Genomic DNA, 23,803 nt, shown 5'->3' on the forward strand with positions numbered 1-23,803 from the left:
CCCGGGTCAAGCCCGGGCATGACGTATTGGAGTGCCGTAGCCCGGATGCAGCGAAGCGTAATCCGGGATAGACTGCGACGGAACACGGACCGGCCCTGGATTTCGCTTGCGCTTCATCCGGGCTACGGGTCTGGATAGACCTTTCTTCCCTTCTCCCCTTGTGGGAGAAGGTGTCGCGGACAAAGTCCGCGACGGATGAGGGGTCTCTATCCGCGGAGACAGACCCCTCACCCGTCCGCGATGCCTTGCATCGCGTCCACCCTCTCCCACAAGGGGAGAGGGGAAGAAATGCGGGGTGCACTCCATGCAGTTCTTCTCGTTCTGGCGCTCGCTGGCGAGCTTTCGGGTGCGGATTGCGCTCAGCCTCAAGGGCGTGGCCGCCGACGTCGTCTTCGTCGATCTCGATGCGGACGCGCATCGCACCGATGCCTATCGCAAGATCAATCCGCAGATGGCGCTGCCGGCGCTGGTGACCGACGACGGCACGGTGCTGTTCCAGTCGCTCGCGATCATCAACTGGCTCGACGAGACCTACCCGAGCCCGCCGCTGCTGCCGGCAGATGCGCTCGGCCGCGCCCGGGTGCGCGGGCTGGCGCTGATCGTCGCCTGCGAGGGCCATCCGCTGCTGACGCCGCGGGTGCGGCGCTATCTCGACCGCGAGCTCGATCTGCGCGACAGCCAGCAGAACGCGTGGCGGCGGCACTGGACGGTCGAGACGCTGGCGGCGCTCGAGGGGCACCTCGCCGGCCACAAGGCGACCGGCCGGTTCTGTCACGGCGATGCGCCCACCCTTGCCGACATCTGCCTGGTCGGCCATGTCACGGCGGCGATCAACCAGCAGATCAGCCTGTCGCCCTGGCCGACCGTGAAGCGCATCCACGAGACCGCCATGGCGCTGCCGGCGTTCGCCAAGGCGCATCCGTCCGCGCAACCGGATACACCGGAAGCGATGCGGGCGAAGTAGTTTGCGGACGCGCTGCAAAGGACAGGCAGAGGCGCAAACGTGTGCGCGGTTCTCTCGATCGTCGTCCCGGCGAAGGCCGGGACCCATACTCCGCGGCGGATGTTGTGGATGGGACTCGTCGTTGCAGCACTGCTCAACAATGACCATCGGTGGTTCTGGGTCCCTGCTTTCGCAGTGACGACACCGAATGTCTGGCGTCGTCTGTGACACACTTCCGCGTTCTCGCGACATGATTTGTCCGAGCTTTGTCTTTTGCTCCGCCCTCTCTTGAACGGAGGGCGCAGGGAAAGCCGGGTGCCGATCGCACCCATGGGCCCCGAGCAATGGGTAGAAAGAGGAAGCCTGCAGGGCGTGCTCACCTCCCGCTCGCCATGTTCCGACCGATGCGATCCCTGACCGTCTGCGCGATCGCCGCCGGCGCTTCGTCGGGGATCGCGAAGCACGAGCTCGCGTTGATCTCGCAGAGCACGTAGGTGTCGGCGCCATCAGCATCGCGTGGACCGTAGAGGAAATCGGCATCCCAGATCACCGGCAGCGACGTCTCATCGATCGTCAGCGCGGCCATCATTTGCGGGATCCATTCGTCCTCCATCAACCTTCGCAGTGCCTGGAATTGCGGCGCATCGGGGCCGTGCATGATGCGCGGTCCGGGTTGGGCTTCCGGAGAATCCGGGCCTTGCGGGGGCGGCGGGATCAGGGCCTTGATCAATTGGTGCCCGAAGCCTGCGACCTTCGCTGCGCTGACATAGCAACGGATCATGCCCTCGGGCAGGCGCGGCTGGAAAGCCTGATCGATGATGCAGCCGCCCCAGCCGAAATATTGCTCGCAGCGCGCCATGAAGTCTGCCAGCGGCATCTCCTCCGGCTGGCTGCCGCGCAGCGCATGCAGCACGCGAATCGTCGCGTCGGTCTTTGGCACGGTTTCCACCTTCCAGACGCCCTGCCCGCCATTACCGCGGTTCTGTTTGAGCACGCGCGGACCACCCGCGCGCAAGCGCGAGGGAAATTCGGCGCGGAACGCATCGACCGTCGCGTATCGATGGGTGTCGGCGCCCCAGCCGAGGTGACGCGTCCGGTACAGCACGTCCTTGACGCCCATCTTGAGGATGACGTCGGGATGCGCGCTGACCCATGGTCCCTTCGCCGCGACCTCGCGCAGCAGCGGATCGAGGGCGGCGCGCGTCTTGCCCTGATGGATCGGATCGACCCAGACGAGAACGCCGTCCATCGTCAGCAATTGGTCGCGGACGGCATCGGCGAACGTCTCGTCATAGACAACGGGAACGGCCTCGATGCCCGAAGCGGCGAGCGCTTCGAAGACGCGGACGAAACGGCTGTTTTGTGGGGTCGCCTCCCGGCGCGACGCGGCGTCGCCACGCGACAGGATGGCGATTTTGCAACGACGATTTTCGGAACGAAGACGTGTGTGTGGTTGGGTGTCCATGTGAAAGCTCCACGACGGTGAATGTCGCGCAGAGCTTGGACCGAGGTCTCACGGGGAGTCTGCCTTGTCCCCTTGGGGCAAATCTAGACCACCGCGCGCAGGTTTCAAGATGGAAGTGGGGCGAAGCGGATCAGGCCACGATCCCGGATCACGCCGTGATCCCGGATCAGGCCGTGATCCCGTGCAACCCGAGCCAGCCCGTGTAGAGGCCGACGAGCACGATCAGCGCGGCCGACACGTAGGGGGCGCGATGGGCAAAGCGGCTGAAACCGGCCCAATGACGTTCGACATGACGCAGGCTGAGCGCGGCCGCAACACCGGCAGAGACCATGGTGAGCGCAAGCCCGATGCCGAAGCAAAGCACCAGCACGAAGCCGAGGCTGAACTGCTTGAGCTGGAGACAGAGCAGCAGCACGGTGATCGCCGCCGGACACGGAATCAGCCCGCCGGTCAGGCCGAACAGGATAATCTGCCATGTCGTGACGGTGCGTCCGGCAAAGCGCTTGCGGATGTCGGCGGCGTGCGCGCGCGCATGCGCGTCGTCCTCGTCGCCGAGATTCATGTGCGCATGGTCATGCTCCTCGAACAGGACTTCCACCATGTCCGCGCGCACCGAGACGCGCGCCTTGAAGGCATGCGGCTCCGGAATTTCGTCGATGCTTTCCAGATAGCCGTCCCTGTCGGCGAAGCGAAAGCGTTGCTCGCTGCCGTCGGGGCGGATCGTCACGACGTCAACGTCGCCGGCCGCCGGCAGCGCTCCGGCCTCGCTTCGCAACCGCCAGCGCGGCGGCACGCCGTCCTCGAAGACCTCGAGCGACAGCGATTGTCCGGCCAGGACCAGCTGGCGCGTTTCGTCGTGATGATGGTGATGATCGTGTTCGGCAGCCTGCTCGCGCCAGGTGCGCCAGGCCATCCAGGCCGCGATCGCGATGATGATCACCGCCGAGGCCAGTTGCAGCCAGGCTTCGCTGCGTTCTCCGGACCATTGCTGGCCGAAGTGAAGCCCGGCGAGCGCGACCAGCCAGACGATGGCGGTGTGCGAGATCGTCGCCGCCACGCCGAGCAGCGCCGCCTGCACCACCGTGCCGCGGATCGCGATGATGAAGGCCGCCATCATCGTCTTGGAGTGGCCGGGCTCGAGCCCGTGCAACGCGCCGAGCAGGATCGCACTGGGCACGAACAGCCATGCATGGGCACTGCTCTGCTGGAGCAGCTGAGACAGGTCGGTCATGGCGCTCACTTCAAATAGGTACGAACGACGTCGATCAGGTCCGCGGCGCCCTGCGCCTTCTCCGGATCCTTTTCCCGGGCAGGATCCACGACGTGGTGGCGGATGTGATCCTCGAGCAATTCCGCGGTTAGCCCGTTGATGGCGCCGCGGACCGAGGCCACCAGCATCAGCACGTCGGCACAACCAATCTCGGACTCCAGTGCGCGCTCGACGGCCTCCAGCTGGCCCTTGATGCGGCGAACCCGGCCGACGAGCTTGGACTTGTGCTTGATGGTATGCGACATGAAAGTAATATAGGGGGGTATCCTATATCGGTCAACCATGCTGTCGGCCAACCGGGGCGCGCATCGAGACATGGCGGCGGGATGTCAGCGGCGGGCGTCAGCCCATGCTGCCAGGCATGAAGCAGCGCGCCTTCGGATGACCGTCTATGTAATAGGGCCACACGATGGGTCGGCCGGACAGGTTCGGCCCGGGCACGACGGCTTCGTTGGGTACGTCAACCCACTCGCCATCGATGCGCACCCGATAATGGCCGTTCCTGGTTTCCCAGTCGACGTCGTCGATGTGCTGCGCATCCGTGCCATCGCAGCAGGGACCCTTGCTGCTATGCAAGCCCTCATACCAACCGTTCAATTCGGGGTGCTGGTGATCGTGGGCGAGAGCGCCGCCGGTTGTTGTGATGAGCAGCATAACGAGGGCAACAGGCGTCGCATGCCAACAATGACTGTCCATCAATCGGCATTGCTCCAATGAATGCAGGCGGGAGCGCGACACGTTCGCGGTGTCGGCATCTACCTGAGTTGGTCCCTGCCACCGCGCAACTCGGCAGCGAATTGTATGTTCCTATTCGCAACTCGCCGGAGATGGAGAGGTGACCCCATCGGCCTGATCCACGAACGCTTGTTCCAAGCTGCGCGATGAAGTTTTCGTGACTGTCGATCGGCGGTAGCTGCGGGATTTGGCAAAGTCAGGTTGACAGCCCGGAGATCAGGGTTTTTGATGTGGCTACGGGGATGTGCGATCTCCCCGCGAGGCGACATGCCCAAGAATCGCGTCCTGTCACCAAGGGCGCACCATGTCGTCATACACATCGATCTCATCAGAAAAATTGTCCCGTCTCATCGGCACGGCGAAGGCGCCGACGCTTGTCGACGTTCGTCTCGATGAAGACTTCGCCGCCGATCCGCGCTTGATTCCGGGCGCGGTCCGCTACTCCCATCTCGACGTCCAGGACTGGGCTTCCCGTTTCACCGGGCAGTCCGTGGTCGTGATCTGCCAGAAGGGACAAAAGCTTTCGGAAGGCACCGCCGCCTGGCTCCGCTGCAGCAACATCGCGGCCGAGATTCTCGAGGGCGGCCACCTCGGCTGGCGGGAAGCGGAGCTACCGACCGTTCCCGCCGACAAGATTCCGAAACGCGACGGGCGGGGCCGCACCGTCTGGGTGACGCGATCGCGGCCGAAGATCGACCGCATCGCCTGTCCATGGCTGATCCGCCGCTTCGTCGATCCCGCGGCCGTGTTCCTGTTCGTCACATCGGCGGAGGTCGAGGCGGTCGCCGAACGGTTCGACGCCACGCCGTTCGACATCGAGAACGTGTTCTGGAGCCATCGCGGTGAGCTCTGCACCTTCGACGTGATGGTCAAGGAATTCGGCCTCGCGACGCCGGCGCTGGAGCGGCTCGCGACGATGGTGCGGGCGGCCGATACCGCGCGGCTCGAGCTTTCGCCGGAGGCGCCCGGGCTGCTCGCCGCCTCGCTCGGCCTGTCGCGCATGTTCGACGACGACCTCGAGCAGTTGAGCGCCGGGCTGCTGCTCTACGACGCCTTCTACCGATGGTGCCGCGACGCGACCAAGGAGACGCACAACTGGCCGACCAGCAAGGTGAAGCCATGACCGACGTCGCAACGACAGCGAAAGCGCGCGGGCATGAACCCGCGCACGGCATCTCCTTCAACGAGGCGCTGCTGGTCTGGATACGCGTCGCCATCCTGAGCTTTGGCGGACCGGCCGGCCAGATCGCGGTAATGCATCGCATCCTGGTCGAGGAGAAGAACTGGATATCCGAGGGGCGTTTCCTGCACGCCCTCAATTACTGCATGCTGCTGCCGGGGCCGGAGGCGCAGCAGCTGGCGACCTATATCGGCTGGCTGCTGCATCGGACGCTCGGCGGCATCGTGGCGGGCGGGCTGTTCATCCTGCCCGGCATCTTCGCCATCATGGGCCTCAGCTATATCTACGCGGCGTATGGCAATGTCGGGTTTGTCGAGGCGCTGTTCTTCGGCCTGAAGGCGGCGGTGCTCGCCATCGTGATCCAGGCCGTGGTGCGGGTCGGCAAGCGCGCGCTGCGCAACCGGGTGATGATCGCGCTCGCGGCGATCGCCTTTGTCGCGATCTTCTTCTTCGCCGTGCCGTTTCCGCTGATCATCGGCGCCGCCGCGGTCACAGGGCTGGTCGGCGCACGTCTCGGCCGGAGCGAATTTGCGGCGATCGAGCATGGCGGCAAGAATTCCGCCGTGATCGACAGCATGCTCGGTGAAGCGGTGCCGGACCATGTCCGTCCCAACGCATCGCGCACTTTGCGGGTCGGCGCCATCTGGCTCGCGCTCTGGCTGGTGCCGGTGTTCGCCCTGCTGATTGCGCTCGGGCCCGGCGACGTGTTCACCCAGATCGCGATCTTCTTCAGCAAGATGGCGATGGTGACGTTCGGCGGCGCCTACGCCGTGCTTGCCTATGTCGCGCAACAGGCCGCCGACTATTATCACTGGGTCAGCCCGCGCGAGATGCTGGACGGGCTCGGCATGGCCGAGACCACGCCCGGACCGCTGATCATGGTGGTACAGTTCGTGGGCTTCATGGCCGCGTTCCGCGAGGCAAGCGGGCTGTCGCCGATGTTGGCCGCCACCCTCGGCGGGTTGCTCGCGACCTGGGTGACGTTCACGCCGTGCTTCCTGTGGATCTTCGTCGGGGCGCCCTACATCGAGGCGCTGCGCGGCAACAACGCGCTGGCGGGCGCGCTTTCGGCGATCACCGCCGCCGTGGTCGGCGTGATCCTCAATCTGTCGATCTGGTTCGCGCTGCACACGCTGTTTCGGCAAACATTCCCGGTGCACGGGCTAGGCCTGTCGTTCGACGCGCCGGTGCCTGCCAGCCTCGACTGGCCGGCGATGGCGCTGTCGATCGCCGCCGCGATCGCGATCTTCCGCTTCAATGCGGGGATGATCAGCGTCCTCGCCGCCTCCTGCATCACGGGCGTACTGCTGCGCCTTGTCGGCATCATCTGAGCGGAACGGCGCGCAGCTTGAGAACCTGGGGCAGCACAACACAACCAGGAGAACAACCATGCAGACACGACGACTCTCCCGTTTGATTCTCGTCCTGACGATCGCGGGCGCCGTCATGCCGGCCCATGCCCTGACGCAGGACGAACTCGTCGCAAAACTTCGCGCCGCCGGCTACGCCGAGATCAGCGAGGTCAAGTCGACGGCCGAAGGCACGACGGCGAAGGCGATGAAGAACGGCAAGCCGGTGCGGCTCGTGATCGACAGCAGCGGCCAGGTCAAGGAGCGGGACTGAGTGCCCGCGCGCGCGAAAGCCGTCAACTAATCGATGGAGTGATAATCATGATGAGAGCAATTGTGGCCCTGTGCATGGCGGTGCTGGGGCCGGGCGCAACCCTGGCAGCGCCGGCCGCCCTCGATGAGCGGCAAGACGCGGCCGTTACAATGCAAGCGGCGATGGTCCACCCGCAAGCGAGCGAGACGCTGCGCGGCGTCGTCGATCGCGTCGATGAACGCAACGACACGCTGCTCATCCGGTTATCTCCGGACCGGACCGAACCGTTCAAGGTCCAGGACGGCCTGATCTTCAATGCCGTCCGCTTCGGCGATCCCGTCGAAATCGCGGTGCAGAACATCGCCGGGTTCCGCACCATTGTCGGGCTCTCGAAGCAATAGAGCCACGATCCGAAGCATCGAAAGAGGTTCAAGGGAGCAATCCAATGCGACATACGATTTCGGCGCTGATCGGCGTCGGTGCCTGCCTCTTCGCCACCGGCGGGAGCGCGCAAAAGATCGACTGGCAGGTGTTCACCGAGCCGTTCGTCTCGTCGGCACATGCGCAGGCGATCGATTGGCAGAAGGTCGACGACATGCTGGGCAGAAAGCCCGCGGTCACCGGTGACGTGCATCGCTACGGCTTTCCGCGGAGCGATCTGACGGTGACGCTCGACGGCGTCACCATCAAGCCGGCGCTGGCGCTCGGCGGCTGGGTCGCCTTCAAACCCATGCACGACGACGTCATGGCGATGGGCGACCTGGTGCTGCTCGAATCCGAAATCAACCCCGTCATGCTGAAGATGATCGGCAACGGCCTGCAGATCACGGCCGTGCACAACCATTTGCTCGGCGCGAGCCCGGCCACCTTCTACATGCACGTCGCCGGTCACGGCGACCCGGTCAAGATCGCCGCCGCGATCCGGGATGGCCTCGCCGAAAGCAAGACGCCGCTCAAGGCCGCGGCGCCGGCCGCGCCGCCGCCGGCCATCGATCTCGATACTGCACAGCTCGATCAGATCATCGGCGTCAAGGGCCAGGCCAATGGCGGCGTCTATCAGTTCAACGTGCCCCGTCGCGATCCGATCACCGAACAGGGCATGGCGTTAAGCCCGGTTGGCCCGATGGGCGTCGCCATCGGCATCAACTTCCAACCGACCGGCGGCGGCAAGGCGGCGATCACCGGCGATTTCGTGCTGACAAATGACGAGGTCGACCCCGTCATCATGGCGTTGCGGACGCACGGCATCGACGTCACCGCGCTGCACAGCCACATGCTGGACGAACAGCCGCGCCTGTTCTTCATGCATTTCTGGGCCAATGACGACGCCGTCAAGCTCGCCAAGGGCCTGCGTGCCGCGCTCGATAAGACGGCCACGACAAAAAGTTGACCCTGGTCTCGGAGGGATCAACGATGCGAAGCCTCACGGTCATGTCCATGTGGCGCACGCTGCTCAGGAGTGCCCACGTGATGCTGCGCATTGCCGCCACGGTGCTTGCGATCGCGCTGACATCGGCTCGGCCGGCGCCGGCGGACGATGGCAAGATCGTTGTCTTTGTCTGCCTGCACGGCGTGGTGAACAGCCAGATGGCGGCGGCCTATTTCAACAAGGCTGCCCAGGAGCGCGGATCGCGGATAAGGGCGGTCTCACGCGGCATCGACCTTTATCGGTCGGTGCCGGTCAAGGTGCAGGACGGCCTTGCACTCGATGGTCTGGAGGCGGCCAACACGCCGCAACAGCTGACCATCGACGACATGGCGGCGGCAGACCAGGTGGTGGCGTTCGATCAGATCCCCGCCGAGCGGCACGGATGGGCCGACGTGACCTACTGGTCCGGCATTCCCTTGGGTATCGATGATTATGAGTCGGCCCGGGATCAGATCGTCCGGCGCATCGACGCCCTTATTCCGACGCTGGCAGCGGCAACTGAACCGGCAAGAGACAAGACGCCCCTTCAGCTCGAAACGAAGATCCTGCTCGGCGATGTCCGCGGTCGGATTGATCACCTGGCGGTCGACCTGAAGCGGCAGCGACTGTTCGTGGCCGAGCTCGGCAATGACAGCGTCGGCGTCGTCGATCTGGCTGCGCGCAGTTTGCTTCGAACCATTACCGGATTGAGCGAACCCCAAGGCGTCGGCTATGAGCCGTCGACCGACACCCTCTACGTCGCCAACGCCCGCGACGGATCGGTGCAGCTGTACGAAGCCAACGCGTACAAGGCGGCCGGGCGAATCGAACTCGGCAGCGATGCCGACAATATCCGAGTCGACGCGGCGGCCAAGCGCGTCATCGTCGGCTATGGCGATGGTGGCCTGGCAGTCGTCGACCCATCCACCCGGACCAAGGTTCGGAGCCTACCTCTTAGGGCACATCCGGAAAGCTTCCAGCTTCAGCCCGATAGTGGGCGCATCTTTGTCAATCTGCCTGACGCGCGAGCCGTCGCGGTGGTGGACGTTGCTTCCGGGAAACAACTCACCAGCTGGCCGTTGGACAAGGGCGGTAATTTCGCGATGGCCATCGATCACGAACGAAGTCGCGTTCTCCTGGCGTATCGCAGCCCAGCCGAGCTTGCAGCCTTTTCGACCGACGGCAAGGCGATTGCGGCCACCGGCACTTGCGGCGATGCCGACGACCTCTTTGTAGATGCAAAGCGCGGACGCATCTATGTGAGCTGCGGCGGTGGATATGTCGACGTTTTTGAGATTGATGGAGCGGCCTATCGACTGATCGCGCGCTTGCCGACAGCGACGGGCGCGCGAACGTCGCTCTTTGTGCCGGAGATGGATCGTTTGTTTGTTGCGGTCCGCGCGGGACCCGCGGGACCGGCGGCAATCTGGGTGTTCAAGCCAATGCCTTGAGATCGACTTTGTGGGGAGACGGCGCATGTGCAAACGTAGCCGGGGCTTTCGCAGCTGCTCTATGGGCCTTGCGCCGAGCTTCATGGTCGCCTTGGGACTGATTGCGTGGTGTGCCCCCGCCTCGGCCTATCGCCCCTTCGATGGCACCGATGCCGCCGTTGCCAAGAAGGGGGAGATGGAGGTCGAGCTGCAGCCGGCGGGACGTTTGCGCGACGAGAGCGGAACAAGCCTGATCGCGCCGGCCTGGGTTCTCAACTACGGTCTGAGCGAGGATTGGGAAGCCGTCTTCGAAGGCCAGGGACAAACGTCGCTTTCTCCGCCCGGCCCAACCAGCCTGACCGCAGCCGGGGCGTTCCTCAAACACGTGGTCGTACCCGGTAGCCTGCAGGACAAGACCGGTCCGAGCATTGCGACCGAATTTGGCGTTCTTCTTCCTGACAGTACCGGCAATTCGGGCGTTGGCGTAAGCTTGGCCGGCATTGTCTCGCAGCGCTGGGATTGGGGCACCATTCACTTGAATGCCGAGACCGCCATCACCCGCGACCATCATGGCGACGTGTTCGTGGGTGCCATCGTCGAGGGGCCGATGACGTGGACGGTGCGCCCCGTCGCCGAGATATTCTACGAGAACGAGTTCGGCAAAGAGGAGACGTTCTCGGGGCTGGTCGGGCTGATCTATCGTGTGCGCGACGACCTCAGCTTCGACATCGCGGTTCGGCATGCGCTCACAGGTGGCCATCCGGTGAACGAGACACGTGCGGGTTTGACCTTCGGCTTTCCGCTTTCCTTCTTCGAAGGTCACGCCATGCGCCAGGCGCAGCCAATTCCGCCTCGATAGCTACTGGCGGTCCCGGCTCTCTGGATGGGCGCGCCAATCGCGGCCGACCGTTTGATGTTCGTCGGGGGTGGATGCCTGGCCGGTGTGGTCCTTCTCGCCGCCTTGAGCCTTCCAGTCGCGCCCGATCTTGACGTCCTCGGCGCGACTGCGATCCTGCTCGCGGGTTGACTGCTGAGGCGGCTGGGCCTGTTGGACAGGCGTGGACTGCGCACTTGCATCGCTTCCGGCGAATGCGAAGGTCATTGCCACTACGGAGATGAACGCAACCGATGTAGAATTTTTCATGGTGTTGTCCCTTCCTCTTGCTCTGCACTAACGCTCCGTCATCGCCTTTGTTCGGAAACAACCGGGCTTTTGGCTGCACGTGGCGGTCGGAACCGGATGCTCTGCACGCGAACCGTGACGGTCAATATTTCGGCCGGTGCGAAGTGGCCCATTTGCGCGCATGTTCGATCGGAACGCGCTCAACGGCCGCGCGAACCTTCTGCGTTGCGGGCAGATTGTCCATGCGTTCCCGCCAGCGGCAGAATGCCGGGAATTTCGGATACATCGACTGCCCTTCGGCGGTGAGGCTGAAGGCGAACGTGCTCGGCAGCAGATAGAAATCCGCAATCGAGAGTTCGTCCCCGAGCAAAAAATCCTTGCCGTGCGCAAGCTGGCGCTCGGCCACCGCTAGCCCGGTCTCGACCTTGGGCAGCGCATGTGCCACGACCTTCTCGTCGGGGGCAATGCCGAGCTCCGGGAAAACCAGACGCTCATGCGTCACGTGATAGATCATGTAGGGGTAGCAATAGTTGTTAACAGCGCTGATCCACTGGTTCATGTGCGCCCGCGCCTTGATGTCTTTCGGCGTCAGCGACACGCCGCCAAAGGCTTCGTCGACATAAGCGACAATCGCACTCGTCTCGTAGACGGTGAGATCGCCGTGTTTCAGAATTGGGACACGGTTGAACGGGTGCAGCGCCAGGTGATCGGGCTTGCCCATGACCGGTTCAAGGTCGTGGAATTGGTAAGCTACGTCCTTGTGCGTCAGGATCAAGCGGACGATGTTGACAAAACTGCTGCGTGGGAAACCGTAGACGATCGGATCGGACATCCGTTTTCTCCTTTCTGATTTGGTCTCAGCGCCAGAACGGCTTGGAGACCTCGCGCAGCGCCTGCTCGCGCGTCAAGCCGAGATCGCAAAGCAGATGCGGGTCATCGGCAATCGCGCGAAGCGCGATGCGCTGAAACGGCCGGTCAAGCAAGCTCCACCATACGGGGCGCGGAGCGCCAGGCGACCTTCCTGAGCTGAATTGATGAAGTGGTGTGGCCGGGTCGGCGGCGGGCACCGGCGGGATCGACCGAGATGTATCGGTTAAAAGGACGGACACGACAGGCTCCAAATCGCTTGAAATGCTTCACGGGAGCTGTTCAATAATGGTGCGGGGCGGTTTCCCGCAAAGCATCGTTTCTCGTGCCTGCCCTAATTTTTCTCATGAAGTCGTGCGATGCGCCCACGCCTGCCGCCGCTCAATGCCCTGAAGGCCTTCGAGGCCGCCGCGCGCCACGAGAGTTTTACGCGCGCTGCCGAAGAGCTTTGTGTCACGCAGGGTGCCGTCAGCCATCAAGTGAAAGCACTGGAAGCCGAGCTCGCAATAAAGCTCTTCAACCGCGAGCGCCAGCGCCTGATCATCACAGAAGCCGGGCGCGACTATCTCGCTGTCGTGCGCGACGCGCTCGACCGCATCGCCATCGGCACCGAGCGGCTGTTGCAACGGCAGAATACCGGCGTGCTGACCGTATCGACGTCGCCGGACTTTGCGGCGAAATGGCTCGTGCACCGGCTCGGCCACTTTGTTGAGGCGCATAGCGGCATCGACCTGCGCGTCTCCGCCACGCTGCACCACGTCGACTTCGCGCGCGAGGAAGTGGATCTCGCGGTGCGCCATGGCGACGGCAACTGGCCGGGGCTTGACGCGGTGCGGCTGAGCCCGGAGCGGCTATTTGCGGTGTGCAGCCCAAAGCTGTTGTCCGGCAAGCGGCGCCTCAACAACCCCGCTGACATCCTGAAATTTCCGCTGATCCATATGGACAGTCGCGCCGACTGGAAGAACTGGCTTCAGGATGCGGGACTTGACGATGCTGCCGCCACGCATGGCCCGGTCCTCAATCGCGCCAGCATGGTGATTGATGCCGCCATCAATGGGCAAGGCATTGCGCTCGCGCGCACCACGCTGGCGGCGTGGGACCTCATCAACGGCCATCTGGCGCGGCCGTTTCCGCAGTCGCTGCCATTGTCGAAGACCTACTGGATCCTCTGTCCGAAGGCGACCGCAAACCTGCCGAAAATCGTGACGTTTCGCGATTGGTTGCTCTCGGAGGCCGCAAGCGACCTGCGCCGACTTAGAAAGCTCGGCGGAACCTCTCATCGACTGAAGTGAGTGCCGGCAGGCTTCCAAATACAGGGAACGGCCCTGCGGCCCTCGGGATTGTCGTGGGACGGACCACCCACCATGCATGGAGCCCGATCATTGCTGCAGCTGTACAGGTCGGCGACCCCCGATTGGCGGAGCATCGGCGCCGAAGTGCCGCCCGAGGTCATCTGGATCGATCTGCTCGATCCTACGGAAGACGAAAAGCAGTTCGTCGAGCGCGCGCTCGACATCCGCGTCCCGTCCGAGCGATCGTTGAGCGAGATCGAGGCGTCGAGCCGCCTGATCACCGATCATGACCGGCTCTATCTGAGCTCGCCGGCGGTGCGGCTCGACGACAACAACGAAGCCGAGATCACCAATATCGGCTTCGTGATCGGCCCAAAGGTGCTGGTCACCGTGCGGTTTGCGCAGCTGACCACCTTCGACGACGTCATGAAGCGGATCGGCACCGACAAGAGCCTGCAGAACGGCATGTGCGTGTTCACCGCGCTGCTCGAGGCCATGATCGATCGCGGCGCCGACGTGCTGGAGCATCTCGGCGCCAAGACCGACAGGCTGTCGCGGGGCGTCTTCAAGGGCGGCCTGGTGCGGAGCAAGCGTCCGGTGCGCTCCAGCCGCAGGTTGCGCGAGGCGCTGGAGAACATCGGCGAGCTCGCCGATCGCCTGGCGAAGGCGCGCGACGTGCTGCTCGGCGTCGGCCGGGTCGCGAGCTTCGCCGACGACGTCGGCAATGAATGGATCACGTCGGCATCGAAGCGCCGGCTCGAGGCCGTCACCAAGGACGTCGCCTCGCTCGGCGACTACGAGACCCGGCTGTCGGACAAGATCCAGCTGCTGCTGGACGCCGTGCTCGGCTTCATCAACATCCAGCAGAACGACCTGTTCAAGATCCTGACCATCGTGTCGGTGGTCGGCGTTCCCCCGACCATCCTGGTCGGGGTCTGGGGCATGAATTTCAAGGAGATGCCGGAGTTGAGCTGGACCTTCGGCTATCCCGTGGCCTGGGCCGCGATCATCGCCAGCGGCATCCTGCCGGTGCTCTGGTTCAAGCGGCACGGCTGGTTCGATTAAAACAAGCGAAGTTGAAACGCCGCCGCGTTATCCGCGTTGAGAACCTGCCTGCGCGTCTATAAATCTGAAGCTGCCCCACCCGCCCCTGTGGCGCGGTCATCCCCCACCGAAGAGTTCAGCCTATGCGCCCCCACATCATCTGCCACATGGGCACGTCGATCGACGGCCGGCTTCATCCCAGCCGCTTCACCAAGGCCGCCGCCGGCATCCCGGCCGACGTGCTGCGCGGCCACTACGAACGGATCCATGACGGCTTCGATGCCGATGGATGGATCATCGGCCGCGTCACCATGAACGAGATGGCCAAGGGAGCCGAGCGGCATATCGCCAACCCACTGAGGCTGCCGCGCGAGGCGCATCTCGGCAACCGTAGCGGCCGCAAGCTTGCTGTCGGCATCGATCCGTCGGGCCGCGTGCATTTCGGCAAGGACAATGTCGGCGGCGATCACGCCGTCGCGGTGCTCGGCGAACAGGTATCCGATGCGCATCTCGCCGAACTGCGCGAGGACGGTGCGTCCTACATCTTTGCAGGCACCAAGGGCGACGATCTGCCGGGCGCGATGGCGCAGCTGGCGTCGCTGTTCGGCGCCAGGACGCTGCTGCTCGAAGGCGGCGGCGGGATCAACGGCGCCTTCCTCAAGCATTGGCTGATCGACGAATTCAGCACATTGATCTTTCCGGCGGTCGACGGCGTCGCCGGCTCGCAAAGCATCGTCGACTATCACGGCCCCGACGGCGACCGCCCCGGCGCCGGACAATCGCTCCGGCTCACTCATTGCGAGACACTGGAAGGCGGCATGGTCTGGCTGCGTCACGCGGTGGAGCGCGCGCCGGATTAAGCGCGCCTATGGCTTGGGATTCTCCACCCAGCCGGTCCGGCATGCAGCAACGAAAAACGCGACGCCGCGCGCGACATGGGCGTCGATCTCGGGATCGAGCGCCTTCAGGTCGACCTCAAACAGCGCCCGGAGCAGCATCGGCACCGCGATGATGTCGAGGAACATCCGCGCCGTGGTCGGCAGGTGTTCGGGCGCGAAGGCCGGCAGCTTGCCGAGCTGGTCGGATTGCGTCAGGTCGCGCAGCAGGTGAATGCCGAGCTCGGTGCTGAGCGCGCGCGCCCTGCGGTTGACGTTGGCGGCGAGATCCGGGAAGCGGTGCGCTTCCGCGATGGCGAGCCGCATCAGGCCGATCCGGTCGGCATCGAAGCCCCAATGCAGCAGGGTCGAGGCAACGCTGGTGAGGCGCTCCTCGATGGTCGCGCCGACCGGCGGATCGGCCTTGAACTCGGCGATGCGTGCCAGGATGTCCCGCGTCACCACTTCCGTGAACAGCGCCCGCTTGTCGCGGAAGCGCGCATAAATCGTCCGCTTGCCGGAGCGCGCGACTTCCGCGATCTCGTCGATGCTCGCGCCCTCGAACCCGCGCTGCAGGAAGACCTGGCGCGCGGCATCGAGAATCCGCGCATCAACCTCGCCGGCGAGTTCCTTCGGCGGCCGGCCGGCGCGCACCTCGACCGGCATGGTTTTCGGTACGCGCGGCTTCTTCAGGGTGCTGGTGGTCATCGCATCGACCCGGGTTCGATGGGCCGGTCAGGCCGGCAATATCAGGCAATATAGCCTTATCACATCTGGTTGTAAATAGAACGATACAGTTCCGTTTCTATTGACGACGCACTGCGGCGGGACTATTTGCCGCATAGAACGGAACGGTTTCGTTCCTTTTGGCGAAGGCCTTGCAGACCTCGCCTGACAGCAGGAGCCGCCATCATGTTTGAAGACACTGTTTTGGAGCGCGACCAACCGGGGCATGAGGGTATCGAGGGGGCGTCCTCGGCTCCGGCCTCCCATGAGCCTGACCTGCCCGCGGTCACCGCGCGGGCTCCGGCGCAGGAGCATCCCGCGGGCAAGCAACCCGCCCCGCCGGCAACAATCCCGCCCGAGGTCATCGGCAAGACAACACGGCGCAGCTTTCTCCGCCGCCGTCCGGTCGTCTCCGCGATCGGCGCCGTGCTGCTCGCCGCAGCGATCGGCGGCGGCTATCTCTACATGGACTACAGCGCGCATTTCGAATCCACCGACGACGCCTTCATCGCCGCGCGGCAGTCGGCGCTGGCGCCGAAGGTCTCCGGCTACATCACCGCCGTCCCGGTCACCGACAACCAGCATGTCGCGGCCGGCGACGTGATCGCCCGGCTCGACGACCGCGACTATCGCGTCGCGCTGGCGCAGGCCGAGGCGCAGGTCGCTGCCGCGCGCGCCAGCATCGAGAATGTCGATGCGCAGCTCGACGTGCAGCAGGCGCAGATTGCTGCCAACCAGGCGCAGGTCGACCAGGCGCAGGCGGCGCTGGTGTTCGCCCAGCAGCAGGCGACGCGCTACCAGCATCTGGAGCAATCCGGCTACGGCACCGTGCAGAATTCCGAGCAGTTCACCTCGCAGCTGCATCAGCAGCAGGCTGCGCTGTTGAGCGCGCAGGCGACGCTCAACCTCGCGCAGCGCCAGGTCGAGTCGCTGAAGGCGCAGCGCAAGAGCGCGGTCGCCAACCTCGCCCAGGCCGAGGCGCAACGCGACCAGGCCAAGCTCAATCTGTCCTATACGACGGTCACCGCCGCCCAGCCGGGCCGCGTCGTCAGCCTGTCGGCCGCGGTCGGCCAGTTCGCGCAGGCCGGCACCAACCTCACGATGTTCGTGCCCGACCAGACCTGGGTCACCGCGAACTTCAAGGAGATCCAGCTCGACAAGATGCGGCCGGGCGAGAAGGTGACGATGAAGATCGACGCCTATCCCGGACGCACCATCCAGGGCCATGTCGAGAGCGTGCAGCCGGGCTCCGGCACCGCATTCTCGCTGCTGCCGGCGCAGAACGCCACCGGCAACTACGTCAAGATCGTGCAGCGCGTGCCGGTGAAGATCGTGATGGACAACCCGCCGGCCGACGTCGCGCTCGGCCCGGGCATGTCCGTGGTGCCGACGGTGCGGATCAATCCCGCGCCGTCCCTGTTCGAGCGCCTTGAGAAGTCGAGCCTCGGGAGGCTGTGATGAGTGTCGCCGCCATCGATGCCAAAGGCATTCCGGCTCCGAGCGTCACCGTCAATCCCTGGCTGATCGCCATCGTGGTCGCGCTCGCGAGCTTCATGGAGGTGCTCGACACCACCATCGCCAACGTCGCGCTGCCCTATATCGCCGGCGGCATGGGCGTGAGCGAGGACGAGGCCTCCTGGGTGGTCACCACCTATCTGGTGTCCAACGCCATCATCCTGACCGCCTCCGGCTTTCTCGCCCGCACGCTCGGGCGCAAGACCTTCTTCCTGATCTGCCTCGGCATCTTCACGGTCAGCTCGATCCTGTGCGGTTTTGCACCCAATCTGAACGCGCTGCTGCTGTTCCGTATCCTGCAGGGTCTCGGCGGCGGCGGCATGGTGCCGGTTGCGCAATCGATTCTCGCCGACGCCTTCCCGCCGGCCAAGCGCGGGCAGGCGTTCGCGGTGTTCGGCATTGCCGTCGTGGTGGCGCCGGTGGTCGGGCCGACGCTCGGCGGCTGGCTGTCCGACAACCTCTCCTGGCACTGGTGCTTCCTGATCAACGCGCCGGTCGGCGTGTTCGCGATCGCGCTGATCGCGACCGTGCTGCAGGAGCCCGCGACCGCGAAAGCCAAGGGAGCGCAGCCCCAGGACAACAGGTTCGACTTCATCGGCTTCGGGCTGGTCGCGACCTTCCTCGGCGCGCTCGAGGTGGTGCTCGACCGCGGCCTCGAGGACGACTGGTTCGCCTCGCCCTTCATCATCGCCTTTGCAGCGATCTGCGCCGCGGCGTTCGTGCTGATGATCCCGTGGGAGATGACCCGGCGCAATCCGATGATCGACCTGCGCATGGTCGCAACCCGGCAGTTCGGCGCCTGCTTCCTGGTGATGCTGGCAACCGGCGCCATCCTGCTCGCCACCACGCAATTCTTGCCGCAACTGGTGCAGCAGGATTTCGGCTACACCGCGACCTGGGCCGGCCTCGTGCTCTCGCCCGGCGGCGTCGTCACCATGATGATGATGTTCGCGGTCGGCCGGCTCGCCGCCAGGGTGCAGCCGAAATACCTGATCGTTGCCGGCGCGCTGGTGATCGCCACCTCGATGTACAGCATGACCAACGTCTACGGCGATCTCGGCTTCTGGTTCATGGCGCGCTCGCGCATGCTGATCGGCGTCGGCCTGCCGCTGATCTTCGTGCCGATCATGGCGGCGTCCTATGACGGCATTCCCGCTGGGAAGACCGACCAGGCCTCCGCGCTGATCAACGCGGCGCGCAACACCGGCGGCTCGATCGGCGTCTCGATCGTGTCCAACGTGCTGACGCATCGCCAGCAATTCCACCAGAGCCGGCTGGTCGAGCAGGTGACGCCGTCGAGCCCGCAATACCAGGACACGCTGCACCAGGTCACCGACTTCTTCGTCGCCCAGGGCAGTTCGCTGGCGCAGGCGCACAGTCAGGCGATCCAGTGGATCGGACAGCAGGTGCAGACCCAGGCCTCGTTCCTGTCCTACATGGATGCGTTCTGGGTCCTGATGCTTATCTCGCTGTCGGCGATCCCGCTGGCGCTGACCTTGCGCAAGGTCAAGCTCGGCGGCCCCGCCCCCATGGGTCATTGATCCCGGCGCGGGCATGGATGCGTTACGGCAGAATGCAAGCGTGGCGCGGCCGCGCTATCGACCGGACAGGTTCGCGCGCCACGCGCGGGCCTTCGCGGTCGTCTCCTCGACGAAACGCGTTTTGCCGTTGCGATAGGCCGCGATGTTCTCTCTTGAGGAGGCAGCAAGGGCCTGCTTGATCTCGGCGTAGGCACGGGACACCTCGGGGTGCGCGCGAAGATAGTCGCGAAACACCAGCAGCGTTTCCCAGCGCGGATTGGATGGCTCCATCACATGCAGATGATGGGTCCACGGCCCCGGAGGACCCTTGCGGAAGAACAACTCGCCAGGCAGCCACGCCGCGTATTCCGGTATGTAGGTGCAACCGAGCGCCTCGATCGGCTCGATGCAGCGCTCCCGTGCCTCCGCGAGGCTGGGGACACCGACCATCAGGTCGATGATCGGCTTCGACGGCAAGCCCGGAACCGCGGTGCTGCCGACATGCTCGATGGCCAGGGCCAGCGAGCCGAGCGCGTGCGCGATCCTCGCGCGCTCCGTCTCGAACATGGCTGGCCAGTTGGGGTCATAGTCCAGGACAACGATTGGCCCGGCGCCGTATTTCTCCATGGCACACCCTGATTGCTTGCCGCGAAGTCCCCTTCGCGAGTCAATCAAACCATGATGGGGCTAGGTTCGACCAGAGGCACGCTGCCGGTGGCCGCGCCACCACAGGCCGAAGGCGATCGTGACCGCAGCGGCCAGCGAGAACCAGGTGATGGCGTACTGCATGTGGTCGTCCTTGAGCCGCACCTTGAGCGGTCCGGGCTTCGGCGTGCCGCTGTCGGGCACCGGCGCCTCGAGGTCGATATAGAACGGCGCGACCTGTCCCCAGCCGAGCGCTTGCGCCATCGCGCGATGGTCGCGCACGAACCACAGCCGCTTCGAGATATCTTCCTTCGGCGTCAGCCGGCCCGGTGGCTCGGGAAAGCGGATATAGCCCGTGAGCTCAACCGGCGCGCCGGTGACGAGGCGGCCGACCACGCGATCCTCGAAGGCGCGATCCTGCATCGTGTTCTGGACAAAGCCGGTGTTGATCACGACTGTCTCGCCGCTGGCGAGCGTCGCCGGCAGCAACGCCCAGGTGCCGGGACCCGAAATGTCGTCGCGCACGGCGGAGCCGGAGCTGAACACCATCGCGTCAGGCTGCTTCGCATAGGTCGCGGTCAGGGTCACGCGGCGGAATTCATCCTTGGCGGAGGTCAGCGTCGGCCATGCCGACGGCGGCGGCAGCGCCTCGGTCGGCGCGGCCAGCCGCGCCTCGAGCGCTGCGATCAGCGCGTGCTTCTCGACCCGGCGCTGCAATTGCCAGAAACCGAGGGCGATAAATACCACGATCAGGATCAACGTGAAAATGCCGAAGCCGGCCGCGCTCGGCCGGCGCGTCGTCACATCATTCATTTCGGGTCGCGCTCGATCAATTGGCCTTCGGCGGCCTTGTGGTGGAATTGCAGCGCGATCAGAAGTGCCTTCATCGATCGTAGCGGCAGGATCGTGGTGACCAGGATCAACGGCAGCCACAGCGCGGCATGCACCCAGAACGGCGGCTGGTACTTCACCTCGACGATCAGCGCCGCCGCGACCACGATCGCGCCGGCCAGCATGATGACGAAAATCGCCGGCCCGTCGCCGGAATCGATGAAGGCGAAGTCGAGGCCGCAGGCCTGGCAGCGCGGCGCCAGCGTCAGGAAGCCGGAATAGAGCTTGCCCTTGCCGCAGCGCGGGCAGCGGCAGGCGATGCCGCGCAATGCGCTCTCAGTGACGGTCGGCGGGGTATCGGTCATTTGGCTCCTTCCCCTCTCCCCTTGTGGGAGAGGGTGGCGAAATCGAGCGGAGCGAGATGTAGCCGGGTGAGGGGTCTGTCTCCGCGGATGGAGACCCCTCATCCGGCGCGGATTACATCCGCGCCACCTTCTCCCACAAGGGCAGAAGGGAAACAAAAAGGGGCGGCCATTCGGCCGCCCCTTTTTAGCACGTCGGCCGGCAATTAGTGTGCGCCGTGGGCCATCGTCTCGGCGCCATGGCCCCAGACGTAGATGCAGATGAACAGGAACAGCCAGACCACGTCGACGAAGTGCCAGTACCAGGCGGCAAACTCGAAGCCGAGATGCTGCTTCGGCGTGAAGTGGCCGGCGTAGGCGCGGATCAGGCAGACCAGCAGGAAGATGGTGCCGACCAGCACGTGGAAGCCGTGGAACCCGGTCGCCATGAAGAAGGTCGCGCCATAGACGTTGCCGCCGAACGAGAACGTCGCATGGGCGTACTCATAGGCCTGCACGCAGGTGAAGAGAGCGCCGAGGATAACGGTAAGGATCAGGCCCTGCTTGAGGCCCTGGCGGTCGTTCTCGAGCAGCGCATGGTGCGCCCAGGTGACGGTGGTGCCGGAGGTCAGGAGCAGCAGCGTGTTGAGCAGCGGCAGATGCCAGGGATCGAAGGTCTCGATGCCGTGCGGCGGCCAGGTACCGGGAACGGAGCAGGCGCCCATCGCCGTGCCGGCGCCGCAGCCGAACACCGCATCGCGGGTGGCATGCACCGCGTCAGCCGGGAACAGCGCCGCATTGAAGAAGGCCCAGAACCAGGCGACGAAGAACATCACCTCGGAGGCGATGAACAGGATCATGCCGTAGCGGTGGCTGATCTGCACCACGCGGGTGTGGTCGCCCTTGTACTGGGCTTCCTTGATCACGTCGCCCCACCAGCTCGCCATCGTGTAGAGCACGCCGATGGTGCCGACGCCGAACACGATCGGGGCGGCGGAGAACATGTGGTGCATCCAGCCGATCGCGCCGAACGCCATGATGAAGGCCGAGATCGAGCCGACCACCGGCCATGGGCTCGGGTCGACGAGATGATAGTCGTGATGCTTGACTTGCGCCTCAGCCATTGCCGTCTCTCCATTCGCGTGCCGCAAGGCACGTCTTAAATCTTAAATTCCAAAACTAGCCGCCCTTGCGCTGTTCCGCCTCGCCCGCCGCCACGGGCTTCGGCGCGGCGTCGCGCACGGGGAAGAAGGTGTAGGACAGGGTGATCGTCTTCAGCGTGTCGTTCTCGCTGTCCTTGGCCAGCGCCGGATCGACATAGAACACCACGGCCATCTCGCGCTTTTCGCCCGGCGCCATGGTCTGTTCGGTGAAGCAGAAGCAGTTGATCTTCTGGAAATAGGCGCCGACCGTCAACGGCGCGACATTGTAGGACGCCTGGCCGGTGGTGGTGCGCGCCGACTGGTTGGTGACAGTGTAGTAGACCGTGACCACCTGGCCGATCTTGACGTCGATCGTGTTCTGCTCCGGCTCGAACTTCCAGGGCAGGCCCGGCGCGACGTTGGAATCGAAGCTGACCGAAATAGTGCGCTCGAGCGGCGCATCCGAAGGCACCGAGGTCGCGACCTGGGTGGTGCCGTTGAAGCCGGTGGTGCGGCAGAACCAGTTGTAGAACGGCACGGCTGCGTAGGACGCGCCGACCATCAGCACCACGACGAAGCCGCAGATCGAGGCAACCACGGCGTCGCGCGTCAGCGTGCGGCGCGTGACCTTGGCGCCCTCACCCTGCTGCGGTCCCTGGTTGGCCATCTCACTCACAGCGGCCGCACCAGCACGGCCGGCCCCTTGACGAGGGTGACGGCGAAGAACAGCACGACCAGGATGCCGAGCGCGAGCGCGATGGCGATCGAGCGCTGGCGGCGGCTCTTGAGCTGCGCCTCGGTGAGGACGATGCCTTCTGGTTCGCGTTTCTCGTCCATTGATATCCCATGCGCCCCCATCTCGCCCCCCGGCTCCCTATCCGATGAAGACAGGCGCAATCGCGCGGACCACGACCTCGGCGAGGAGGACGGCAAACAGCGCGAACAGATAGAGGATCGAGAAGGCAAACAGCCGGCGCGTGGCGCGGTTGGCAGCCGTACCCTCGCGGCGGCGATAGACTTCGATGGCCAGCCACAGCATGCCGGCGCCGAGCACCAGCGAGGTGACGCCGTAGATCGCGTCGAAATAGCCGAGCGGCCACGGCGCCAGCGCGATCGCGACCAGCACGATGGTGTAGAGCAGAATCTGCAGCCGGGTCGCGTCGGGACCGGCGACGACCGGCAGCATCGGGATGCCGGCGCGGGCATAGTCGTCGCTGCGGAACAGCGCCAGCGCCCAGAAGTGCGGCGGAGTCCAGAAGAAGATGATCAGGAACAGGAGGATCGGCTCGACCGAGAGCGATCCGGTCGCGGCGGCCCAAGCCACCACCGGCGGCAAGGCACCGGCGGCGCCGCCGATCACGATGTTCTGCGCGGTCCAGCGCTTCAGCCACATCGTGTAGACCACGGCATAGAAGAAGATGGTGAAGGCAAGCAGCGCACCCGCCACCCAGTTGACCAGAATGCCGAGTGTCATTACCGAGAAGAAGGCGAGCGTGATGCCGAACGCGGCCGCCTCGGTCTGCGTGATGCGGCCGCGCGGAATCGGCCGGTTGGCGGTGCGCGTCATCAGCGCGTCGACGTCGCCCTCATAGGCCATGTTGAGCGCGCCGGAGGCGCCGGCGCCAACCGCGATGCACAGGATCGAGGTGAATGCCAGCACCGGATGCACGTGCACCGGCGCGATCATCAGCCCGACCAGCGCGGTGAAGATCACCAGCGACATCACGCGCGGCTTCAACAGCGCGATGTAGTCGCCCACTTCGGCCTCGGAGATCCGGGGCAGCTCGATGGCGTTGTGATCGACAACCGACAAGATCAGGTCTCGCTTCTCTCAAAAGGCGCGGCGCAC

28 protein-coding genes are annotated in these 23,803 nt (G+C 64.9%); 13 read left to right on the top strand and 15 right to left on the bottom strand.

All coding sequences use genetic code 11. The features are described 5' to 3' along the window. Window positions 1-304: 304 nt before the first annotated feature. On the top strand, window positions 305-964 hold the full coding sequence (gene maiA / locus ACVWZM_RS13840) for a maleylacetoacetate isomerase (RefSeq protein WP_316398134.1): 660 nt from the start codon (window positions 305-307) through the stop codon (window positions 962-964). A 355-nt stretch (window positions 965-1,319) separates the two neighbouring features. Here maiA and ACVWZM_RS13845 read toward each other — a convergent pair whose 3' ends face one another. From ACVWZM_RS13845 to ACVWZM_RS13860, 4 genes are all read right to left on the bottom strand, one after another. Then, entirely contained in the window at window positions 1,320-2,408 is a 1,089-nt protein-coding gene (locus ACVWZM_RS13845; protein ID WP_456853544.1) for a Cj0069 family protein, read from the bottom strand. Between the two features lie 166 nt (window positions 2,409-2,574). Further along, on the bottom strand, window positions 2,575-3,639 hold the full coding sequence (locus ACVWZM_RS13850; protein WP_229191810.1) for a nickel/cobalt efflux transporter: 1,065 nt from the start codon (window positions 3,637-3,639) through the stop codon (window positions 2,575-2,577). A 5-nt stretch (window positions 3,640-3,644) separates the two neighbouring features. Further along, complete coding sequence (locus tag ACVWZM_RS13855; RefSeq protein WP_016847064.1) at window positions 3,645-3,923, bottom strand: metal/formaldehyde-sensitive transcriptional repressor; 279 nt, start codon at window positions 3,921-3,923, stop codon at window positions 3,645-3,647. A gap of 97 nt (window positions 3,924-4,020) precedes the next feature. Next, window positions 4,021-4,374: a hypothetical protein gene (locus tag ACVWZM_RS13860; RefSeq protein WP_233475790.1), complete on the bottom strand. Its 354-nt coding sequence runs from the start codon at window positions 4,372-4,374 to the stop codon at window positions 4,021-4,023. A gap of 343 nt (window positions 4,375-4,717) precedes the next feature. On the opposite strand from ACVWZM_RS13860, the gene ACVWZM_RS13865 reads away from it, so the two are divergent. The 7 genes from ACVWZM_RS13865 to ACVWZM_RS13895 all read left to right on the top strand — a co-directional run bounded on the left by ACVWZM_RS13865 (window position 4,718) and on the right by ACVWZM_RS13895 (window position 10,892). Next, complete coding sequence (locus tag ACVWZM_RS13865) at window positions 4,718-5,536, top strand: chromate resistance protein ChrB domain-containing protein (RefSeq protein WP_456853546.1); 819 nt, start codon at window positions 4,718-4,720, stop codon at window positions 5,534-5,536. Beyond that, a complete protein-coding gene (gene chrA / locus ACVWZM_RS13870) occupies window positions 5,533-6,924 on the top strand; it encodes a chromate efflux transporter (RefSeq protein ID WP_456853548.1) in 1,392 nt (463 codons plus the stop codon). The genes ACVWZM_RS13865 and chrA overlap by 4 nt, the downstream gene beginning before the upstream one ends. A gap of 58 nt (window positions 6,925-6,982) precedes the next feature. Next, window positions 6,983-7,216 (top strand): hypothetical protein, encoded by a 234-nt coding sequence (locus tag ACVWZM_RS13875; RefSeq protein ID WP_057016095.1) that lies wholly within the window; start codon window positions 6,983-6,985, stop codon window positions 7,214-7,216. Between the two features lie 74 nt (window positions 7,217-7,290). After that, window positions 7,291-7,596, top strand: coding sequence for a hypothetical protein (locus ACVWZM_RS13880; RefSeq protein ID WP_057016094.1), 306 nt, complete (start codon window positions 7,291-7,293; stop codon window positions 7,594-7,596). A gap of 44 nt (window positions 7,597-7,640) precedes the next feature. After that, window positions 7,641-8,585, top strand: a complete 945-nt coding sequence (locus ACVWZM_RS13885; protein WP_456853550.1) for a DUF1259 domain-containing protein — start codon at window positions 7,641-7,643, stop codon at window positions 8,583-8,585. 23 nt (window positions 8,586-8,608) lie between these two features. After that, the gene (locus ACVWZM_RS13890; RefSeq protein ID WP_456853552.1) at window positions 8,609-10,054 is read left to right on the top strand and encodes an arsenate reductase/protein-tyrosine-phosphatase family protein; all 1,446 of its coding nucleotides are present in this window, start codon (window positions 8,609-8,611) and stop codon (window positions 10,052-10,054) included. Between the two features lie 25 nt (window positions 10,055-10,079). Beyond that, the gene (locus tag ACVWZM_RS13895; RefSeq protein WP_456853554.1) at window positions 10,080-10,892 is read left to right on the top strand and encodes a hypothetical protein; all 813 of its coding nucleotides are present in this window, start codon (window positions 10,080-10,082) and stop codon (window positions 10,890-10,892) included. On the opposite strand, the gene ACVWZM_RS13900 is transcribed toward ACVWZM_RS13895, so the two are convergent. The 3 genes from ACVWZM_RS13900 to ACVWZM_RS13910 form a co-directional block, all read right to left on the bottom strand. Beyond that, window positions 10,893-11,177 (bottom strand): hypothetical protein, encoded by a 285-nt coding sequence (locus ACVWZM_RS13900; RefSeq protein WP_456853556.1) that lies wholly within the window; start codon window positions 11,175-11,177, stop codon window positions 10,893-10,895. It lies immediately after the preceding gene. A gap of 121 nt (window positions 11,178-11,298) precedes the next feature. Continuing rightward, the gene (locus tag ACVWZM_RS13905) at window positions 11,299-11,988 is read right to left on the bottom strand and encodes a glutathione S-transferase family protein (RefSeq protein WP_456853558.1); all 690 of its coding nucleotides are present in this window, start codon (window positions 11,986-11,988) and stop codon (window positions 11,299-11,301) included. Between the two features lie 25 nt (window positions 11,989-12,013). Beyond that, window positions 12,014-12,139, bottom strand: coding sequence for a hypothetical protein (locus ACVWZM_RS13910; protein ID WP_456853560.1), 126 nt, complete (start codon window positions 12,137-12,139; stop codon window positions 12,014-12,016). Window positions 12,140-12,382: 243 nt separating this feature from the next. Between ACVWZM_RS13910 and ACVWZM_RS13915 the strand changes: the two genes are divergently transcribed. The 3 genes from ACVWZM_RS13915 to ACVWZM_RS13925 all read left to right on the top strand — a co-directional run bounded on the left by ACVWZM_RS13915 (window position 12,383) and on the right by ACVWZM_RS13925 (window position 15,219). Beyond that, a complete protein-coding gene (locus ACVWZM_RS13915) occupies window positions 12,383-13,315 on the top strand; it encodes a transcriptional regulator GcvA (protein WP_456853562.1) in 933 nt (310 codons plus the stop codon). A gap of 90 nt (window positions 13,316-13,405) precedes the next feature. After that, window positions 13,406-14,380 carry a magnesium transporter CorA family protein gene (locus ACVWZM_RS13920; protein WP_229191814.1) on the top strand — a complete coding sequence of 325 codons (975 nt, stop codon included), beginning with the start codon at window positions 13,406-13,408 and terminating at the stop codon, window positions 14,378-14,380. A gap of 122 nt (window positions 14,381-14,502) precedes the next feature. Beyond that, complete coding sequence (locus ACVWZM_RS13925; RefSeq protein ID WP_168858835.1) at window positions 14,503-15,219, top strand: dihydrofolate reductase family protein; 717 nt, start codon at window positions 14,503-14,505, stop codon at window positions 15,217-15,219. Window positions 15,220-15,225: 6 nt separating this feature from the next. Here the strand turns inward: ACVWZM_RS13925 and ACVWZM_RS13930 are convergent, their stop codons facing one another. Next, a complete protein-coding gene (locus tag ACVWZM_RS13930; RefSeq protein WP_456853565.1) occupies window positions 15,226-15,942 on the bottom strand; it encodes a TetR/AcrR family transcriptional regulator in 717 nt (238 codons plus the stop codon). A 204-nt stretch (window positions 15,943-16,146) separates the two neighbouring features. Between ACVWZM_RS13930 and ACVWZM_RS13935 the strand changes: the two genes are divergently transcribed. Both ACVWZM_RS13935 and ACVWZM_RS13940 read left to right on the top strand, forming a co-directional pair. After that, window positions 16,147-17,418 carry an HlyD family secretion protein gene (locus ACVWZM_RS13935; protein WP_371852174.1) on the top strand — a complete coding sequence of 424 codons (1,272 nt, stop codon included), beginning with the start codon at window positions 16,147-16,149 and terminating at the stop codon, window positions 17,416-17,418. Beyond that, complete coding sequence (locus ACVWZM_RS13940; protein ID WP_456853567.1) at window positions 17,418-19,016, top strand: DHA2 family efflux MFS transporter permease subunit; 1,599 nt, start codon at window positions 17,418-17,420, stop codon at window positions 19,014-19,016. The genes ACVWZM_RS13935 and ACVWZM_RS13940 overlap by 1 nt, the downstream gene beginning before the upstream one ends. A gap of 54 nt (window positions 19,017-19,070) precedes the next feature. Here ACVWZM_RS13940 and ACVWZM_RS13945 read toward each other — a convergent pair whose 3' ends face one another. The 7 genes from ACVWZM_RS13945 to ACVWZM_RS13975 form a co-directional block, all read right to left on the bottom strand. Then, window positions 19,071-19,622 carry a GrpB family protein gene (locus tag ACVWZM_RS13945; RefSeq protein WP_456853569.1) on the bottom strand — a complete coding sequence of 184 codons (552 nt, stop codon included), beginning with the start codon at window positions 19,620-19,622 and terminating at the stop codon, window positions 19,071-19,073. A gap of 60 nt (window positions 19,623-19,682) precedes the next feature. Further along, window positions 19,683-20,453, bottom strand: a complete 771-nt coding sequence (locus tag ACVWZM_RS13950; protein ID WP_456853571.1) for an SURF1 family protein — start codon at window positions 20,451-20,453, stop codon at window positions 19,683-19,685. Then, window positions 20,450-20,836 carry a DUF983 domain-containing protein gene (locus ACVWZM_RS13955; protein WP_026191934.1) on the bottom strand — a complete coding sequence of 129 codons (387 nt, stop codon included), beginning with the start codon at window positions 20,834-20,836 and terminating at the stop codon, window positions 20,450-20,452. The genes ACVWZM_RS13950 and ACVWZM_RS13955 overlap by 4 nt, the downstream gene beginning before the upstream one ends. A 203-nt stretch (window positions 20,837-21,039) precedes the next feature. Continuing rightward, on the bottom strand, window positions 21,040-21,936 hold the full coding sequence (locus ACVWZM_RS13960; protein WP_057016083.1) for a cytochrome c oxidase subunit 3: 897 nt from the start codon (window positions 21,934-21,936) through the stop codon (window positions 21,040-21,042). 55 nt (window positions 21,937-21,991) lie between these two features. Further along, window positions 21,992-22,621: a cytochrome c oxidase assembly protein gene (locus ACVWZM_RS13965; protein WP_076832349.1), complete on the bottom strand. Its 630-nt coding sequence runs from the start codon at window positions 22,619-22,621 to the stop codon at window positions 21,992-21,994. Window positions 22,622-22,626: 5 nt separating this feature from the next. After that, window positions 22,627-22,791 carry a hypothetical protein gene (locus ACVWZM_RS13970; RefSeq protein ID WP_028334632.1) on the bottom strand — a complete coding sequence of 55 codons (165 nt, stop codon included), beginning with the start codon at window positions 22,789-22,791 and terminating at the stop codon, window positions 22,627-22,629. Between the two features lie 37 nt (window positions 22,792-22,828). Next, on the bottom strand, window positions 22,829-23,767 hold the full coding sequence (locus tag ACVWZM_RS13975; RefSeq protein ID WP_028334631.1) for a heme o synthase: 939 nt from the start codon (window positions 23,765-23,767) through the stop codon (window positions 22,829-22,831). Window positions 23,768-23,803 lie beyond the last annotated feature (36 nt).

The organism is Bradyrhizobium sp. USDA 4501, from assembly GCF_054062115.1.